This is a genomic window from Methylomonas sp. DH-1, from assembly GCF_046097555.1.
Taxonomy (GTDB): domain Bacteria; phylum Pseudomonadota; class Gammaproteobacteria; order Methylococcales; family Methylomonadaceae; genus Methylomonas; species Methylomonas koyamae.
In genome coordinates, this window is record NZ_CP143089.1 from 1,556,354 (window position 1) to 1,574,067 (window position 17,714).

At 56.4% G+C, this 17,714-nt stretch carries 18 protein-coding genes and 2 tRNA genes; 10 read left to right on the top strand and 10 right to left on the bottom strand.

What is annotated here, in order from left to right:
* The first annotated feature begins 21 nt into the window (after positions 1-21).
* The 5 genes from VXJ35_RS07460 (at position 22) to VXJ35_RS07480 (ending at position 4,914) form a co-directional block, all read left to right on the top strand.
* Complete coding sequence (locus VXJ35_RS07460) at positions 22-2,472, top strand: cation-translocating P-type ATPase (RefSeq protein ID WP_064021091.1); 2,451 nt, start codon at positions 22-24, stop codon at positions 2,470-2,472.
* The gene (locus VXJ35_RS07465) at positions 2,473-3,318 is read left to right on the top strand and encodes a sulfite exporter TauE/SafE family protein (RefSeq protein WP_064021092.1); all 846 of its coding nucleotides are present in this window, start codon (positions 2,473-2,475) and stop codon (positions 3,316-3,318) included.
* Between the two features lie 61 nt (positions 3,319-3,379).
* Positions 3,380-3,455, top strand: a tRNA-Thr gene (locus VXJ35_RS07470).
* Between the two features lie 303 nt (positions 3,456-3,758).
* Positions 3,759-4,319 (top strand): exosortase family protein XrtM, encoded by a 561-nt coding sequence (gene xrtM / locus VXJ35_RS07475; RefSeq protein ID WP_064021093.1) that lies wholly within the window; start codon positions 3,759-3,761, stop codon positions 4,317-4,319.
* Positions 4,297-4,914 (top strand): hypothetical protein, encoded by a 618-nt coding sequence (locus VXJ35_RS07480; RefSeq protein WP_064021094.1) that lies wholly within the window; start codon positions 4,297-4,299, stop codon positions 4,912-4,914. Before xrtM ends, VXJ35_RS07480 begins: the two co-directional genes overlap by 23 nt.
* Positions 4,915-4,937: 23 nt before the next feature.
* On the opposite strand, the gene VXJ35_RS07485 is transcribed toward VXJ35_RS07480, so the two are convergent.
* Positions 4,938-5,894, bottom strand: a complete 957-nt coding sequence (locus tag VXJ35_RS07485; RefSeq protein WP_064021095.1) for a matrixin family metalloprotease — start codon at positions 5,892-5,894, stop codon at positions 4,938-4,940.
* A 288-nt stretch (positions 5,895-6,182) separates the two neighbouring features.
* On the opposite strand from VXJ35_RS07485, the gene VXJ35_RS07490 reads away from it, so the two are divergent.
* Complete coding sequence (locus VXJ35_RS07490) at positions 6,183-6,863, top strand: hypothetical protein (RefSeq protein WP_157198114.1); 681 nt, start codon at positions 6,183-6,185, stop codon at positions 6,861-6,863.
* A 65-nt stretch (positions 6,864-6,928) separates the two neighbouring features.
* Here the strand turns inward: VXJ35_RS07490 and VXJ35_RS07495 are convergent, their stop codons facing one another.
* Positions 6,929-7,258, bottom strand: a complete 330-nt coding sequence (locus VXJ35_RS07495; protein ID WP_064021097.1) for a hypothetical protein — start codon at positions 7,256-7,258, stop codon at positions 6,929-6,931.
* Between the two features lie 303 nt (positions 7,259-7,561).
* Between VXJ35_RS07495 and VXJ35_RS07500 the strand changes: the two genes are divergently transcribed.
* Positions 7,562-8,791, top strand: a complete 1,230-nt coding sequence (locus VXJ35_RS07500) for a dicarboxylate/amino acid:cation symporter (protein WP_064023416.1) — start codon at positions 7,562-7,564, stop codon at positions 8,789-8,791.
* Positions 8,792-8,812: 21 nt separating this feature from the next.
* On the opposite strand, the gene VXJ35_RS07505 is transcribed toward VXJ35_RS07500, so the two are convergent.
* A complete protein-coding gene (locus VXJ35_RS07505; RefSeq protein ID WP_231914908.1) occupies positions 8,813-9,553 on the bottom strand; it encodes a GGDEF domain-containing protein in 741 nt (246 codons plus the stop codon).
* Positions 9,550-9,849 (bottom strand): hypothetical protein, encoded by a 300-nt coding sequence (locus VXJ35_RS07510; protein ID WP_231914867.1) that lies wholly within the window; start codon positions 9,847-9,849, stop codon positions 9,550-9,552. Before VXJ35_RS07510 ends, VXJ35_RS07505 begins: the two co-directional genes overlap by 4 nt.
* 236 nt (positions 9,850-10,085) lie before the next feature.
* Here VXJ35_RS07510 and VXJ35_RS07515 point away from each other — a divergent pair.
* A tRNA-Val gene (locus VXJ35_RS07515) sits at positions 10,086-10,161 on the top strand.
* 161 nt (positions 10,162-10,322) lie between these two features.
* On the opposite strand, the gene VXJ35_RS07520 is transcribed toward VXJ35_RS07515, so the two are convergent.
* The 3 genes from VXJ35_RS07520 to VXJ35_RS07530 all read right to left on the bottom strand — a co-directional run bounded on the left by VXJ35_RS07520 (position 10,323) and on the right by VXJ35_RS07530 (position 13,088).
* Entirely contained in the window at positions 10,323-11,132 is an 810-nt protein-coding gene (locus VXJ35_RS07520; RefSeq protein WP_064021098.1) for an arylamine N-acetyltransferase, read from the bottom strand.
* Positions 11,133-11,242: 110 nt separating this feature from the next.
* Positions 11,243-11,707: a metallophosphoesterase family protein gene (locus VXJ35_RS07525; RefSeq protein ID WP_064021099.1), complete on the bottom strand. Its 465-nt coding sequence runs from the start codon at positions 11,705-11,707 to the stop codon at positions 11,243-11,245.
* Positions 11,708-11,915: 208 nt separating this feature from the next.
* Positions 11,916-13,088, bottom strand: a complete 1,173-nt coding sequence (locus VXJ35_RS07530; protein ID WP_064021100.1) for a GNAT family N-acetyltransferase — start codon at positions 13,086-13,088, stop codon at positions 11,916-11,918.
* 15 nt (positions 13,089-13,103) lie between these two features.
* On the opposite strand from VXJ35_RS07530, the gene VXJ35_RS07535 reads away from it, so the two are divergent.
* Positions 13,104-13,718: a DUF938 domain-containing protein gene (locus tag VXJ35_RS07535; protein ID WP_064021101.1), complete on the top strand. Its 615-nt coding sequence runs from the start codon at positions 13,104-13,106 to the stop codon at positions 13,716-13,718.
* Positions 13,715-14,182, top strand: coding sequence for a M48 family metallopeptidase (locus tag VXJ35_RS07540; RefSeq protein WP_064021102.1), 468 nt, complete (start codon positions 13,715-13,717; stop codon positions 14,180-14,182). The genes VXJ35_RS07535 and VXJ35_RS07540 overlap by 4 nt, the downstream gene beginning before the upstream one ends.
* A gap of 209 nt (positions 14,183-14,391) precedes the next feature.
* Here VXJ35_RS07540 and VXJ35_RS07545 read toward each other — a convergent pair whose 3' ends face one another.
* From VXJ35_RS07545 to VXJ35_RS07555, 3 genes are read right to left on the bottom strand one after another with little or no spacing between them, the layout of a single operon-like run.
* Entirely contained in the window at positions 14,392-15,936 is a 1,545-nt protein-coding gene (locus VXJ35_RS07545; protein WP_064021103.1) for a non-canonical purine NTP pyrophosphatase, read from the bottom strand.
* Entirely contained in the window at positions 15,929-16,939 is a 1,011-nt protein-coding gene (locus VXJ35_RS07550) for a beta-ribofuranosylaminobenzene 5'-phosphate synthase family protein (protein ID WP_231914868.1), read from the bottom strand. The genes VXJ35_RS07545 and VXJ35_RS07550 overlap by 8 nt, the downstream gene beginning before the upstream one ends.
* On the bottom strand, positions 16,894-17,595 hold the full coding sequence (locus VXJ35_RS07555) for a hypothetical protein (RefSeq protein ID WP_064021104.1): 702 nt from the start codon (positions 17,593-17,595) through the stop codon (positions 16,894-16,896). The genes VXJ35_RS07550 and VXJ35_RS07555 overlap by 46 nt, the downstream gene beginning before the upstream one ends.
* Between the last annotated feature and the right edge of the window lie 119 nt (positions 17,596-17,714).

The window sequence follows — 17,714 nt, forward strand, 5'->3', positions numbered from 1 at the left end:
CGGTACAGGATTATCCCGCCCATGGAAACCGAGACCCCAATCCCCAAAAACTTCGAATTGCGCCACCAGTTGCGCAATCGGGTGCGCATCGTTTCGAACGTTCTGGCCGGCGATCCGGAGCGCGGATACATCCTGGAAATTCTACTGAAGAAGCGCCCGGAAATTAAGCGGGTGCGTTCGGTCATTGCGATCGGTTCGGTGGTGATCGAATTCGATTCCGGCCGGCTGCCGACAAAGAACCTGCTGATCATGTTGGACGCCGTGTTGGGTAATATCGCCCAGAAGCGGACCGATATTAAACAAGACAAGCGCAAAATCCTCGACGGCCCGCTGCACGATATCGATTTGGCGGTGCAGGGGATGAGTTGCGCATCCTGCGCGCTATTGATCGAAATGGTGCTGAACCGCGACCAGCGGGTCAACAAGGCCGGCGTCAATTTCGCTACCGAAACCGTCAACGTGCAAGGCTGTTTGAGCGCGGCCGACGTGGTCGAAATCGTCGAACGACTGGGCTATAGCGCAATGCCGGTCGATACCTTGTCGCAAAGGAAGAAACTGATCGAAAAGGAGTTGCAACGCATTGACCTGGCCCGGCGCCGATTCGTCACCGCAGGGCTGTTGACGGTGCCGGTCGTGGTATCGGCGATGGCGATGGGCAGCCGCAGTTGGCTGCATTGGTTGCAATTCGCGCTGACCACGCAAGTAGTGTTCGGCTCCGGCCGCCAGTTCTTCACCAAGGCTTACCGCTTGGCCAAACAACGGGCGGCTAACATGGACAGCCTGATCGCCTTGGGCGTCGGCTCCGCTTATGGTTACAGCGTGCCGGCCTTGTTCCGCCGCCGCGGCCACATCTATTTCGAAGCCGCCGCGGCGATTGTCACTTTCGTACTGCTCGGCCGTTACCTGGAAGAACGCGCCCGCGGCAAGGCCGGCGAGGCGATTCGCAAACTGGTCGATTTGCAACCGCAAACCGCTACCTTGCTGCTCGAGGGCGGTAACGAGCGGCGCGTCGATATCGACGATATTCGGATCGGCGATTTGTTGCTGGTGCGGCCCGGCGAGAAGATTCCGACCGACGGCTTGGTGGTCTACGGCATTTCCACGGTCGACGAAGCCATGATCACCGGCGAAAGTATGCCGGTGGTGAAAAATCCGGGCCACGCCGTGATCGGCGGTTGCGTCAACGGCAATGGCGTGTTGCACGTCAAAGCGACTGCGATCGGCATGGACACGGTGTTGGCCGGTATCGTCCATATGGTCGACCAGGCGCAAGCGACCAAATTACCGATCCAGAAGCAAGTGGACAAAATTTCGGCGGTATTCGTGCCGGTAGTGATGGGGCTTTCCGCGGCGACGTTGGCCGGTTGGCTGCTGGTCGGCGCACCTTTCGGCTTCGCTTTCGGCAATGCGATTACCGTGCTGCTGATTGCCTGCCCGTGTGCGCTTGGATTGGCGACGCCGGCGGCGATCATGGTCGGCGCCGGTCAGGCCGCCAAACAGGGCGTCTATATCCGCAACGGCGAAAGCCTGGAAATCGCCAGCAAACTGAACGCGATCGTGTTCGACAAAACCGGCACGATTACCGAGGGCCGGCCCAGGGTCAGCAAACTGGTCAAGCTCTCGCGAATGGCGGACGCCAAGCTGCTATTGCTGGCGGCATCGGCCGAGAATAATTCCGAACACTACCTGGGTAAAGCCGTGGTCGCCCACGCCCGCGAACAAGGTGTCGAACCGGGCGAGTGCGCTTATTTTTACAGCGAAACCGGCCGCGGCATCCGGGCCGAGGTGGCCGGATACAAAATTTTGTTGGGCAATCAGGCCTGGCTGGAAAGCCAGCAAGTGGCGGTCGAGCGTCTCGCCGAACATGCCGATTTGTTTGCCCGCCAGGGCCAGACCCCGGTGTATATGGCGGTAGACGGTAAAGAGGCTGCGGTGTTTGCAATAGCCGACAGCCCGCGCGCGGAGGCCGCGGAGGCGATCGAGCGTTTGCACCGCCTTGGCATCAAAACCATGATGGTGACCGGCGACACCGAAAAGACCGCGCATTTCATTGCCGACAAAGTCGGCATAGCCGACGTCGTGGCCAACGCCAGGCCGGAGCAAAAATTGCAAATCATCCACCAGCTGCAGCAGGAAGGGCATAACGTCGGCATGATCGGCGACGGCATCAACGATGCGCCGGCGCTGGCGGCGGCGAACGTCGGTTTCGCGGTCGGCGGCGGCGCCGACATTGCCATCGAATCGGCCGACCTGACCTTGGTACAAGGCGATATCGGCAAGGTGACCGATACCATCGAGCTCAGCGCTTTTACCATTCGCGTCATCAAACAAAACCTGTTCTGGGCCTTCGGCTACAACACCGTGGCGATTCCGGTCGCGGCGCTCGGCAAGCTGAATCCGATGTTCGCATCCGCGGCAATGGCATTGTCCTCGGTATCCGTCATTGTCAATTCTCTGAGATTGAACAAGTAAATGAACCACCACAGTATGGAAGGGATGGGTCATGCCATGCATGGCATGACCGAAATGGCTGCGGCCAGCGGATTCGATTACACCTTGGCGTTTGCCGCCGGCTTTTTGGGCAGCGGCCATTGCCTGGGGATGTGCGGGGCGCTGGTATCCGGTTATTTCATGAAAGCCGGAAAAAGCAAAAGCTATTTGCCTTATCTGGCTTACCAAATGGCGCGGATTTCGGTTTACGCCACGATCGGCATGTTGGCGGCGGCGTTGGGCGTGGTGTTGGTATCGAGCGGCTTGTTCGGCAAAATCCAAAGCGTCTTGCAGATCACGATGGGCTTGGTGGTTATCGCCCTGGCAATGGGCGTGTTAGGCTGGATACCCTGGCAGGGCTCCTTGCGGCTGATTCCGTTGGCGGTATTGCGTAAGGGCTATGCCACCGCCAATCAAAGAGGGCCGTTGATCGGTTCGGTGATTGCCGGCTTCCTGAACGGCCTGATGCCCTGCATGCTGACGTTTGCGATGGCAGTGAAAGCAACGACGGCAACCAGCGTGCTGGAGGGCGGGGCTTTGATGCTGGCTTTCGGCGCCGGAACCTTGCCGATGATGCTGTTCATCAGCGTCGCCTTCGGCAAAATGAGTGCGAAGTTGCGCGGCTACATGTTCAAGGCGGCCGCTCTGATCATGCTGGCGATGGGCTTGAATACCATCAACAACGGCCTGAGTTTTTATCTGGATCAGGATTTCGACCACAGTCATTTCCTGTTCTTCTTGCAGGCTCAGCTCGACCGGCTGATCCTATTCCTGGCGCAAATCATGGATTACTTGTCCGGCATGATCGACAGCATCCGTAACAAATAAGCCGGTAGTGAAAAAAGAAATGGCTTAATCCGGTTTTTTTTGTATAATGGCCAGCCAATTTGCTGGCGTAGCTCAGTTGGTAGAGCAGCTGATTTGTAATCAGCCGGTCGCGGGTTCGAGTCCCATCGCCAGCTCCATATATCAAAGGCTTAGGTGTTTTTCACCTAGGCCTTTTTTATTGGTGCTACGGTCTCATAAGGATTGTGTCGTACTTTCGTGTAGTTTATTTCGGTAATGGCGCATGATGCGCGGCACCGGAACCGGTTTGCCGGGTGCGCTCGAAGCGGATGCTCCACTGCGGTGAAAGGCGAAGCCCGAAGAAATAGACGACCGGGTTCCCACTGCCGCAGCAACTGCGCCGTGCGTAGGGCGTTGTTGTGCGGGCAAGCATCGAATTAACCGCAATGTGTCATGCGGTTGCCTGACTAACTATCGAGACCATGGCTGATCCTGTCGAAGTAACTACTCCATCCGCCTTCATCGCTGCCAAGCTTCGGCCCTGGTGGTTTCCGCTGTGGTTTGCCGGCATTTACGGTTTGATGCATCAAGCGTATTTCCAAATTCCGGACGATTTATTGCGGGATACGCTGTACCACTGGGGGCTGGTGCGGCCTGATGTGGCGGTGATCGATCTATTGGCGCCGGACGAACAGGTTGTAGCGGTGGGCAACCATTTGGTTTCGGCGCGAGCCAACTTGGAGATTGTGCGCGGATGCGACGGGTCCGGTGCGATGTTTCTGGTGGTGTCGGCCATGCTGGCGTATCCGGCTAACCTGGGCCGTAAATTGGCCGGGGTATTGGCCGCGGCGGGTTTCATGTATTTGCTGAACCTGCTGCGCATTGCCGCGATTTATTTTGTCGTAGCGTATTACCCGGCCTGGTTTTTGCCGGCCCACACTTATTTTGCGCCGACTTTGATTGTCGTATTGGGCTGTTTGTTTTTTGCCTGGTGGGCGGCGTGGGCGCGCTCGGATGCCGATGGACAGCGCAGAGTTAGTTAGATTCAGCGTCAGGTTGTTGCTGGTTTGGTTGCTACTGTCGGTGCTGGCTTTTGTATTTCGCCAGCCGGTCGGAGCGTTTTTGCTGCCCTTCGTCGACTTCGGTATCCGCGAGTGGAGCCAGGATTTTGCGCCGGGACTGGCCTTGGTGGCACAAGACAACGATTATTTGATTTCGGTATCGGCTTGGGTGTTGCGGCCGATTCCGGTTGCGGTGGGCTATACCGTCAATCCCGGCGCCCAGATGACGGCCGGCACCCATCTGACGCATACCCTGGTGCCGCCGGTGATTACTTTGTCCCTGATACTGGCCTGGCCCGGAGCGGCGTTGGCGCAGCGGATTATCGCGGCCATTGGCGGTATCCTGCTGTCGTTATTGCTGGTAACTGCAACGGTACCATTGGTGCTGCTGGGTAACTTGGAAATCATGTTTCAGAACATGGCCGAGCAGGCCGGACGGTCCAGGCCGGTTCCGTTCAGCTTGGATGCCATGATCTTTCTGGAGAGCGGCGGGCGTTGGCTGTTGGCCGTGTTGGCCGGGTTGCTGTGCATTCGTGCCGGCAAATTGCTGGCCGGCCGCGTGCAAGCCAACGGCTGACGGACATGGCAATGGGCTTGCGCTTAACCCGGTAGCTCGGCGCGACCGCGGCCTAGCACGCGCTGGCCGATGGCGGCCAATCCGGCGGCAAGTAACCAATAAGCCGGTTCGGGTAACGGCACTTGGCGCGCGGGCTCGGCGGCCGCCACTTCCCAACCGATGTCCGATAGCGCCGCCAAGTCCAGGTCGGTGAAGTTCTTGCGGGTGCCGGCTGCGATATTGGGCGTCATTGCCGCTTGGTAACTGCCTTGGCCGTTGACGGTACTGGTTTGCCCGGATTGCCAATGCGCCGCGTCGGCAGACAGCAGTACGTCTTGGCCGGCGTTGGCCAATTTGGCTTCCAGGCCGGTGAATTTGCCGCCTTGCAGCCAGCGGCTCCAGGAGTTTGCCGTACCGAAGCCGAGTACGTGCCCCAATTCGTGCAAGGCCACCGAGTAAAAATCGAAGCCGCTGAACGATTCGGTAGTGGCGGGATCGCTATCGAAATACCAGGCCGCATCGGCGTCGAAACTGATAGAACCGCCCCAGGTGGCAAAATCCGACGGCGGATTGGTTTGGGCGCCGGTTTCGCCGCGATAGGCGGCCTGGTTCAAAAAGCTCTGGGTACCGGTGACGCTGTAGCCGCCCGGCCCGCCCAGCCCTAGCGCGTTGCCGCCCAAGTCGCGGCCGCCGACGAATACCGTCAGCGTGTCGGCGGCGACGTCGAATGCCGCCAAATTTCCGGTCGCGCCGGTGTCCGGCCTGCTGAAGATCGCCGTAAACTGGTTGCCGCCGTTCGAATCGATAGCCGCCAAACTGTCTTGCAGCACCGCCGAGAAATATTGGCCGGCCGCATCCAGCGTGGTGCGCCGGGACAGATTGCTTCCGGAAAAGAAGCCGCCGTCGTAGCTGTAGTCGAAGTGAATGGTGACAGCCGCCGCCGGACCGGCCAGTAAACCGGCCAGGCTTGCCGCCAGCAAAATCGATTTCCTTTTTTCCATTAAATAATCTCCTCTAACAGTGCGTTCAAGCTAGGCGGCAAGCAGCATCGTGCGCATCGGCTCGCGCGCGGCTTTTCCCGGCAACCCTAACACGCACGGCAAAAGCCCGAACGGTTCGACTAGTCCGGGCCGCTTGCCGAAGCCTGGCGCATCGGTTTTACAGGGCGATGAACATCGGCTTCCTGTCCGGCATTACAGCATGACTTTGTGACGCGGTTCAAATAAAATAGGCGGCAATACTCGGGTAAATTTTGGGGTATTGTTGGCCAAATTGACGGGAGAGCCGATATGAAAACACAGATACTTGCAGCATTGCTATTGGTTGCCGAAGCGGGGGTTGCCGAAGCGGGGGTTGCCGATGCGTCTTACACCACGCTGGCCTTACCCAGCCTCAACGCGGATATCAGAACCTGGACCGACGGGGCCAGTTACGACAGCCTGTTTCCCGGTGCGCATACCTTTAACGGCGTGCCGTTTGAATTGGCGGTCGATGGCGACGGCAACACCGCATTCCATAACGGCGAGATCGATATCCCGGTCAATATTTTCGGCGTGACCCAGGCCTTTACCTTGATCAATACCGCCTACGGCGCCGACGGCGCCAACGTCGGCTACGTCAGTTTCAGCGGTAGCCTGGGCGACATCTATAGCGTGGATTTGATCGAAGGCCAAAACGTCCGCGACCATTACGACGGCGGCTTCAATAACGCCATCAACGGTGTCGATGCGATCGAGGCTTTTTCCGCCGGCAGCGGCCGCGCCCGCTTGGACCAGCAGATTTTCAACTTGCCGGCCGCGTTTGCTAACCAAACCTTGCTCAGTATCCGGTTCCATTCCAACCAACAAGGTTTGGCGGGCGAACCGTTCATTGCCGCCGCTACGGTAGCGGCAGTACCGCTGCCTTCGGCGCTTTGGTTGTTCGGCACGGTTTTGGCCGCCGGCGCCGGTTTGGCTAAACGTCGCCGTTAGACGCCAAACCGCGCGCAATCCTATCCCGCGCCGGGTGGCGCTTTGCGCTGCCCGTTCGCTGCGGTTTACCAGATATTCCCCGCGCCCGGAGTATAGGTCGATGCCACTACGTTGTTCGCGATCAGCGTATCGCATTGAATGACGTTGGCGGCCTTGACGCTGGCGGCATTGATAACCGCCTGATTCGCGTTGATTTCCAGATTCGCCGCCGCGGTAATGCTGACCGATCCGTCGGCCGCGATCCGAATAACTTGCTCCAGTGTAGCCAAGCGTTGTTCCAGCTCGGCAATTCGGTCCAGCGCCTGCCACAAACGCCGTTCGCTTGCGGTCAAGCCGGTTTTGGCTGCCGGGCGTTTGCCGGCTTTGCTTGCCGTGGATTTGGGTTCGATCTTCATGCTTGCTCCTTTGCCGGTGCGGCTGAGTTATAAAAAGACATTATTCGGGCGGCGCCGTTAGCGGTTGGCGCCGCTGCTGCAGCGGGTTTTGCCCGGTTGCGCTAAGCCGCATTCATCTAACGCAACCGTTTTGCCGATCATGGCTAAACATGCCGCTTTGGAAAACGCGGTGGCGACGCATCGTAGCCGTGGGCCGCTGGTAAGGTCGAAGTCTATATGCAAAGCCCGAGACAGTGAAAAGGCGGATTCACCGCCGTCGGCCGGGTTAAAATCGGCGCGACCAGTGTGCAAACGGAGAGCGCGGTGAAAATCGGATTGAACGGGCAAATTTTTCTCGGGGCTGCCCTGGGTGTCGGGTTGGGCGTCGGTTTAGCCCGCTTGGGCCCGGAGGCGCAGCTAACCCGGCACGGCATGTATCTGCTGGGGCTGGTCGGCAATCTGTTTGTCGATCTGTTGAAAATGGTGTTGGTGCCGCTGGTGTTTACTTCGATTGCGGTCGGCGTCGCCAATTTGCGCTTGCACAGCCAGTTACACCGGGTATGGATCGCGACGCTGAGTTTCTTCGTGTTGTCGATGGCTTTGGCTATCTTGCTCGGGCTGGGGGCGGCCATTTGGTTCGAGCCGGGCAAAGGCCTGAATTTGGAGCTGTTCCGTGACGCCAGCCAGGGTTTTACCGCCAAACAGATGAGTTTCGCCGAATTCATCGCCAGTTTTTTGCACGGCTTATTCGTCAACCCGTTTGCCGCGCTGGCGCAAGCCAACGTGCTGGCAATCGTCGTGTTCGCGCTGCTGTTGGGGATTGCGCTGGTGGTCGGCGGCGAACGCTACCGCAACATACTGTTATTGCTACAGGAAGGGCTGGAATTGATGTTGCGCCTGGTGGGCTGGATCATGCGGTTGGCACCGTTCGGGATTTGCGCTTTGCTCGCGCAATTGTTGGCGACGCAGAATATGGCCTTGCTGCACAGTCTGGCCCAATTCGTCGCGGTGGTGGTCGGGACTACCTTGCTGCACGGCTGCGTCGTGTTGCCGGGCTTGCTATTTCTGGCGACCGGCATGTCGCCGTTGAAGTTTTTTCGCGGGTCGCGTGCCGCGCTGGTCACGGCCTTTGCTACCAGTTCCAGTTCGGCGACGCTGCCGGTGACCCTGCGCTGCGTGGAGCAGCATCTGCACGTCAAGCCCGGCATCGCCGGTTTCGTGGTGCCGCTCGGCGCCACGGTGAATATGGACGGTACCGCACTGTACGAGGCGGCCGCGGCATTATTCGTCGCCAATCTGGCCGGAATCGAATTGGATTTGGCGCAGCAGTTGATCGTCTGCTTCACGACCATGGTGGCCGCCATCGGTGCGCCGGGTATTCCCAGTGCCGGCATGGTGACGATGGTGATGGTGTTGCAAGCGGTCGGCTTGCCGGCCGAGGCGGTCGCGATTTTGTTGCCGATAGACCGGGTGCTGGACACGGTGCGGACCATGGTCAACGTCGAAGGCGACATGGTCGGCTGCCTGGTCGTGCAGCGCTTCGCCGCAGGCTGAGGTTTCCGGGCCGAACCCGGTTTACGACGGCACGACTTTGTTGCGGCCGCTTTGTTTGGCCTGGTAAAGGGCGTTATCGGCCCGGACCAGAAAGCTTTCCGAATCGTCGCCGGCTTGCAAGCGGGCGACGCCGATCGATAAGGTGATTTTCCCCAGCGGCTGGTTGTCGTTCTTGCGCTGCAAGCGGCTGGCTTCCATTGCGCTGCGAATGTTCTCGGAAATCTGAAACGCCCGCTCGGCGCGGGTGTTGGGCATGATGATGGCCAGTTCCTCGCCGCCGTAGCGGGCGACGTGGTGATGGTCTTCGGTGTGTTTTTTCATCAGCGTGGCCACGTATTTGATCACGTTATCGCCGATGGTGTGGCCGTAGGTATCGTTGATGCGTTTGAAATGGTCGATATCCAGCATCGACAGACAGGTGGTTTCCGGTGCCGAGCTTTCGACGATTTCCGCCAACGTCATATCGAATGCGCGCCGGTTCAATAGACCGGTCAAACCGTCGGTGGTGGCGATCTGTTTGACCTGGGCCAGTTCTTCCCGCAGTTGTTCCATTTCCCGGTTGGCGTCGGTCAGCTTGGCCTGCATGGCCTGGCTGGTCAGCGCCAGCGACTTCGTTTCCTGGATGATTTCCTGCAACACGGTTTTCAAACCGCCGGACGCGGAAAAGTTTTCCAGAATCACCGACTTTTTCTGGAAGCTGTCGTTGGTTTCCTCGGCCTTGTGATAGGTGTCGTTGATCGCGCTGGTGGCTTGCTCGATCACTTTATGCAACTGGCGGCTGATCTGCTCGAACGATTCCAGCGAGGCATTGCAGATGTGGGTTTTATCAGATCGACGCTGGTTTCGTAATCGAACTTTTTTTGCTCGGCGATCAAGCTATTGACGGCGCGGGTCAGGCTGGAATTGCTTTCGGCGACGTAGTCGTACCAAATCGCGTAATTGATCGGGTTGGCCGCGACGTTATGCCGCACCAGCAGTGGCAGAATTTGTTTCAGATAATTGGCGTTTACGCTGGGAGAAAAATCGTAAATAGGTATGAACGAAGAACTTTTACTCATGCGATTTTCGGCGGTAAACGGAGCGGCGATTAAAGGGAGCGTCGGTACGGCGACTTTCTGTAGTCTTATGCCTACACTAAGGTAAGCCAAAACCGGAATTTTTCAACTGCAGGTTTGCCGGAGGCGTCGGGCCCGGCGAGTCGAACCCTTGAGCTTTGCCCGACGGCGTTGCGGTAAAATCGGCAAAAACAGTTTGCGCTGAGCGGGGTTTTCGATAAAATGCGCGGCCTCGAGTCGGGTGCTTAGCTCAGCTGGGAGAGCATCGCCCTTACAAGGCGAGGGTCGGGGGTTCGAACCCCTCAGCACCCACCAGACTCGATATTGCAACTTTGCGGCCTACTGCTCGCTGACCGGCGGTGCAGCACCGGCCGGTCCCGAATATCCCGCCCCGATACCTCAAACCCGCTTTCGGCTTCGGGCAGATACGCTTTGTAGCGCTTCACAGCGGCCGCTGGAACTTGTGCCACGGCGATTTAGCCGGCAGCCAACGCCAAGCGTTCGGCGAGCCGGGCCAATTCCTCGTCTGTCAGCTCGATATCGAAATGTTCCCCCAGCACATCGCACAATTGCGCCCGGCTGTTAACCGGCGTACTGACTTGCTCCCCCGCACGAAATTGGGAAAAGTTGGTATTGAACAACTGCACCCAGCCCGCGGCGGTATTCCGGCAAACCAATAGATTTTGCGACAGTAGCGATTGGTCCCAGGTGGTGCAGACCAGATTAGCCGCTTCCAGGTCGCAACGTTGGACTCTGGAGCGGTCGAAACTGTACAGCGCAAACCAGTCGCCGTCTTGCTGCCGTTCCAGCACGGTTTCCCCCGATTCCGCTTCCTGGCGCAGCCGGAAACGGTTGTGGTCCAACATTTGTCCCTGCTCTGTACCTAAACGCAACGGCCGGTAGTGGCTGGGGCCGCCGAATCCGACATCGACCAGCCAGGACTCGCCGTCGGCCTCGACGATAAAGCCCAAATGCAGTCGCGGCCCGCCTTCGCTGCGTCCCATCCGCACCCGTGCCATGATCGGCTGGTAGGCAAATCCCAGTTCGTTCAGCGCGTGCTCGAATAATCCGTTCAGCTCGAAACAGTAACCGCCGCGCCTGCTGGCGACGATCTTGTCCATCAATGCCGCCGGTTCCAAATCGGGCAGCAAACCCAGCAGCGGATTGATGTTCTCGAACGGAATCGCGCTGAGTTGCGCCTGTTGCAATGCGCTCAGGCCGGCGAGGGTGGGCTCGGGTCGGGCTATGCCGATGCGGTTAAGGTAAGCGTTGAAGTCGAAACTCATGGTCGGTGGTTTGTTTACGGTTGATTAGAATGAACAAGGCCAATTGCCGGTTGTGTGGCGCCGCAAGCGGCTTGCCGGATTTTACACGGCAATCTATAAAACCAAACGATTCAAACCGCCAGCGGGATAATTCGCGCCTGCACCGCAGCGGCGCCAATGGTTAATTCGGCTACGGCAACCGGCAACTTAAAACGCCGCGGACCGGCGCTGCCGGGGTTTAGATACAACACCCCATCCCGTTCCGAAAATGACGGTTTGTGCGAATGGCCGCAAATCACGATGCGAATCCCGGTTCTGGTCGGATCGATGTCAAGTTCGGCCAGATCGTGGAGCAGATAGATTCCGACTTGCCCTGCCTCGACGCGCGCGCAGGCCGGTAACTCGTCGGCCCAAACGCCGTTATCGTTATTGCGGCGTACCGCCGTCACCGGTGCCAACTCGTTCAGCGCATGCAACACCTCCGGCTTGCCGACGTCGCCGGCGTGCAAAATCCGCTCGCAGCCGCGAAGCGCGGCCAGCGCCTGCGGTCGCAGCAGGCCGTGGGTGTCGGAGATGATGCCGAGGCGGTAGAGCATTTAGAATTGGCGCGGATATTGGGTTAGATTGGGGTTTAACGGATCGCCATCGGCCGGCGCGGATGAAGCTGGAGCAGGCCGCAACGGCCGGTCGATCCCGTTTTACGGCTAGTTTACTGCTGTTAAATACTCAAATTATGTAGCCGACATTGGGGACGGCTAGCAAACAACGTAACTGTCGGCGCATACGATTTACCCGACACAGTCCTTATCTGAAATGGCTGTCATCGTTGCCGGCCGTCGCGTCTGCGTTGAGCTTGAACGGTAAATATTGCGCCGCGTCGGCCCGGTAACTCGCGACGTGGAGCCGCTCGCGGGCGACGAAATCGGCGATGGCCGCGGCGAAACCGGGTTCGGCGATCCAGTGCCACGACGAGGTCGTCACCGGCTCGAAACCGCGTGCGATTTTATGTTCGCCTTGGGCGCCGGAGTCGAAACGGCTCAAACCGTTGGCGATGCAATACGCGATTCCCTGGTAATAGCAGGCTTCGAAGTGCAGTGCGTCGTAATCGTCGTCGCAGCCCCAGTAACGGCCGTACAAGGTATCGCCGCCGACGAAAAACAGCGCGGCGGCAACCGCTTGCCCCCGTTTCATTGCCAAAATCAAACGCAACTGCTCCGGCATGTCGGCCGCGAGCCGCAGAAAAAAGTCCAAATTCAGATAGGGCTGCGAACGGCGCTTGAGGTAGGTCAGTGCGTAAAACCGGTAAAATGCCTGCCATTGTTTGGCGTCCACTTCGCGGCCGTCCAGGCTGACCAGTTCGATGCCTTGTGCGCCGACTTTGCGCCGTTCGCGTTTGACCATTTTGCGTTTGCCGGCGCTGAGCGCGGCCAGGTAATCGTCGAAATCGCGGTAAGCGCGATTGAACCATTGAAACTGCACGTCTTCGCGGCGGATTAAACCGTACTGCGCCAAGCGCTCGCCCAAGTCGGCATCCGTAAACAAACAGTGCCAGGACGATAGGCCGTCGCTTCGCGCCCGCTCCAATACCGCGTCCAGCAGCGGAACCACGGCTTCGTCGGCCGGCCGATCCGGCGCGACGACGATGCGCGGCCCCGTGCACGGCGTAAACGGAACCGCCGCGAGATATTTGGGATAATAGGCCAAACCGCGTTGCGCGTAAGCTCGCGCCCAAGCCTGGTCGAACACGTATTCGCCCCAGGAATGAGTCTTGCGGTACAACGGCATCGCGGCGACCAACCGGCCGGCTTGGTACAACAACGCATGCTCGGGCTGCCAGCCGGTGGCCGGCGCGACTGCGCCGCTGTGTTCCAGCGCGGCCAGAAACTCGTGGCGCAAAAACGGATAGTCGTGCCCGGCCAGGGTGTTCCAATCCCGGCGCTCGATGTCGCCGATGCGGTTTACAAAACGAATCTCCATAACCCTATTTTAACCATGACCGGACCAAAGCCGTTTTCCCAAGCTTGCGAAAATAACAAGGGACCGATCCTGGCGCGACTGCGCGAGGTATTTACCCATCCGCTTACCGTCTGGGAAATCGGTAGCGGTAGCGGCCAGCACGCCTGTTTTTTTGCCGAGCAATTGCCGCATTTGACCTGGCAACCGACCGACCGTGCCGAAAACCTGCCCGGCATTCGCTTGTGGGTGGAGGAGGCCAAGCTGCCCAATCTGCAGCGGCCAGTGGTTTTGGACGTCAACGACCCGGTGTGGCCGTGCTCCGCGATCGATGCCTTGTTCAGCGCCAACACCTTGCACATCATGAGCGAGGCCGAAGTCGAAATCTTATTCCGCCGCTTGGGCGGACTGCTCAATCCCAACGCCTGGGTTTGCATCTACGGGCCGTTTAATTATCGCGGCCAGTTCACCAGCGATAGTAACGCCCGTTTCGAACAATGGTTGAAATCGCAAAATCCGCTGAGCGGCATCCGCGATTGCGAATGGATTTGCCGGCTGGCGCAAGGCGCCGGCTTGGTTCTGCAGGCCGACCACGCGATGCCGGCCAACAATCGCTTGCTGGTGTTCCGTAACAGTGCGGAGATGCCGGCATGAGCCGCTTGAAATATCTCAACCGCTACCCGGCGGCGGTAACGGCAAAAGTCGAAAACCTGCTCGACCGCGGCGAGCTGGCCGGCGTCATTCAACGCAAGTATCCGACCCTGCACGATATTCGCAGCGACAAAGCCTTGTATGCCTACGTCATGGACCTGAAAAACCAGTACCTGCGCCAGTCCGCGCCGCTGAGCAAAATCGTTTACGATGACAAGCTCGACCTGCTGCACCAAGCCTTGGGCTTGCACAGTTTCGTGTCGCGGGTGCAGGGCGGGCAGTTGAAAGCCAAAAACGAAATCCGCATCGGCGCCGTATTCAAAATCGCGCCGCTGCCGTTCCTGCGCGCAATCGCTGTACATGAACTGGCGCACTTGCGCGAAAAAGAACACAACAAAGCCTTTTACAAACTGTGCGAATACATGGAACCGGACTACCACCAACTGGAATTCGACCTGCGCTTGTAACTGACTTGTTTGGAGGTTAGCGGGCCGGTTTATGCGTGAATTTAAGGGGCGCTAACGACTCTTAGCGCTTGTAGAAGATTAGTTTTACAGCCGCATGAACAATTTGGAAACGGGTGCTCTGAATCCAGGCCTGATTTTCTCTCGCAATCGCCCGGTTCGAAGTCATTTTTCCTCCGATACGCTTTGCGTGTCAGGGAATTAACGACCATTCAAACCAGTTTTGCTTTGCCATATCCGGTATTCGATAGCCGATATTTGCGTTTACCATCGATCAATTTGATTTCATAGTACGGATAAAAACGCTGATTGAAATACCGGCTAATGTTGTTTTTGCTGCGTTGTTGATCGGCGGGTTGATTGTTGTTGATTAAACGGGCGATTTCGGTGGTGGTGAAATATGCGCGGCTATGCCACTGATCAAATAACGCTTTCAAAATCAATTTTTCAAGTTCGCCGGCCTTAAGGCGGGGCATGCCGATATTCTCTGGAAACGGCCAATCCGATAAATGGCGATCCGCGTATTCCCTAAAAAATGCCTCTTTGCCGCCTTCGTTTTTGACGGCATTCGAATGCAATAATTCGGCTAATTCCCCAAGCCCCATCTTTGCTTGTTGTAAATCCCGCCGTTCGAATCGCTCCCAATTGTCTTGAGTCGTTTCCCGTCCTCGTAGCAAAGAGCGTTCAAAGCGAATCGAAGTTTCAGCGTCGATATAAACCGGCACAATCGGCTGGTGGCCGTCGTAATGATCTTGAAACCAAGTCAATTCTTCCGGCGACCGAAAGCCGGTGATTATGGCCGCCAGCGGCTGACTGGCTTTGATGTCTTCCAATACTTGTTCGGCGACGATTTCGGGTTGGTCTTTCAAGGCTTGTTCGGCAAAATCGCCGATGGGTACCGATGAACTGACGCCGTGGCGCTGGTAATAACTGCGATACATAAAGTCGCTGGCCTCAACGTGGTAATAACCGTAGTTGTCGGCTAAATACTCCGCTAATGTGGTTTTTCCGGCGCAAGAGGGGCCGCAAATAACGAACAACGGTGCGCTGGCCTCGAGTTGGTATTGCTTGGGCAAGGAGCGGCGTTTCTGAATAACGCCACAGCTTTCCAGAAACTCGAGCATTTTTCCAAATGCGCCCGCGCGAAAATCGTGCTTGTCGGCTTCCTCAATAGTCAACAAACTGATCGGGGCTTGGCAACCTTCCGGCACAAACCATTTGTTGAAAGTTTTGTTATCCAGCCACGGGTAAAGCAAATTGGTTTCGAAATCGAATTCCCGCTCGACGATGCTGCCGAAACTGAAACTGGTAAATGTTCGGTAGCTATCGTTCGCTTCATGCGCACGCAATTCCGGCGGCAGATGCAAAACTACGTCGGAACGCACTCGGCAGCGCCGGTCGTTGCCCATCTTCAGTAAGTGTTCGTCTAACGTGGCAAACTCGGTTTCCTTCATCCAGTACTTTACATCCAGTCCCGGCACTTCACTTTTCTTGCTCAACGCCTCGACGACGACCGAAGTGTCCTCGATAAAGAAAAGTTTGTGTCCTTCTTTCGATACGAAGTTTTTCCAGCGTTGCAAGGCGTCTTGATAACTACGCTCGATCAATTCCTCGCGGTCGTATATACGTGGCTCTTCGTAATTTGCCCCGAAAGTTTTTTCGCGAAATCTGACGATGCGCACGGCGTACTCGCGGCATAGATAACGGGCGTGAGCCAGTTTGATCGGGCTGGAAGTGAAAAAAACGATTTCAAGCATAAACGATTTCTCGGCCGCGATTGTCCGGACGCGTGACCAGCCATTCGCAATCCGGCCGCGACAGGCGCATTGCGGTAACTACGCTGTTCACGTCGTCAGCCAGAAAAAATAAACTTGGCCCCAGACTGGACATGCCGACCGCATCGGCACCCGCTGCATAAATAGCCTGTTCGAGTCCGAATAACGCCTCGCCGTATTCCCGGCGTTCCGCCAGTTTCCAGGCGCAATTTTGCACTGCTTTCAAAGCTGCGCAGAATGCCGCGCGGTCGGCTTCGCGCAATGCGGCGTACAAGCCAAACAGCGTGTGGTAAACGGTTTCGTAAACCTTGTCGGCCGGTAACGGGCAAGTGCGCCGGAAAAAATCGCGTTCCTCGGCTTGGGTTTTATGCGCAATCGCCGCAGGCATGCAGATGCCGAATTCCCAATCCGGCATAGGGCCTTGGTCGACTAGTAACGGCGTGGGTTTATTGCCGTTCAGATGCGACGGCGAGAATGAATCACCATCAGCCTTGCGGCCCAGATCGAACACATAACCACCGGAAAAGTAACTATGGATGCCGACGCCAGATGTGCCGCCGCGACCGGAGGCGGCCACCAATTCAGACGGCGTAATTTCGGAGCCATTCAGAATATGCAAGGCTTCCAGGCAGGCGAGGGTCACCGCGGTGCCGGAACCGAAGCCGGCATGGGGGCGCATGTTGCCGGAAATGGAAATTTTCAACGATTCCTCAAAACCATAACTCATTTGTTTAGATCGAAGAAAAGCGCGCAACTGGTCAGTTTCTTTGGCGCTGGATGGGAATTTTCTATTATCGTAAATAAAGAAATTCTTCGATTTTGAAAAACTTATTTTGCACTTGGGGCTATCCATGGAATAACCCATGCCACCATTAATGCGAAAAAAGTTTTCATGCATCGAAAGGAGCGTTAAATGGATTCTGGGTTTGCTTATGATTTTTAATTCTGTGCAAGGTCGTTTTCCTGTTTCCACCATGATTTCCATTCATTATTAAAATAAGTTATATAATTTTCGGCAATTTCGCTGTTGTTTAACAGGTGTATTGCAGGTGTGTGCTCGCTACTTAACCCTGGAAACATCGGGCCGACAATGCTTTCTCTATCAACGATAACAATACTATGCATTGGTTCATGGTCATAATATGCATACTTGAATTTTCCCTTAAATTTTTCTGATAATTCTTTAAGTTGGGATTCCGCTATCTCAGCTTTGCGCTTATCATTTCCAGCCAAACGTTTCGGATCGGTTACCAGTATTTTGACTTCGACCCCCTTGCACAACGCTAATAGCAATACATTTGCGCCTTCTTCAGAGTCCTCTTCGTTGGCAAAATGATGCAGAAATCTTTGGGCAGTCACTCCAAGTACGCATATTTTTTTTCTTGAGTTCGAAAGTAATGATTTGTAATAACTTCGGTTATTTCGTCTGGGTAAAATTTCTATTATCTTGTAATTGTCATATTTATCTAGCTTTTGCAGCGCTTTCAATGATAATAAGGTTTGAAATAAGGCAACAATGAAACCGGCTAATAAGCCAGATATAACTGCAAGTAGCTTTTCATTTGCAACATATAAATATATTGCAAAAAGAATTACAATAATTGCGCCTAACAGGTTGGTGAAAAACCATGTTCTGGTCACTAATTCAGATGGATCGGGCCTTTATTTAGTATAAAGATCAGCCTGTCGACACTAAATATAGACTCTATTGGTTGTAAAAAAGAGTTTTTCACCAACCTGCTAAAGCAGAAAATACAATA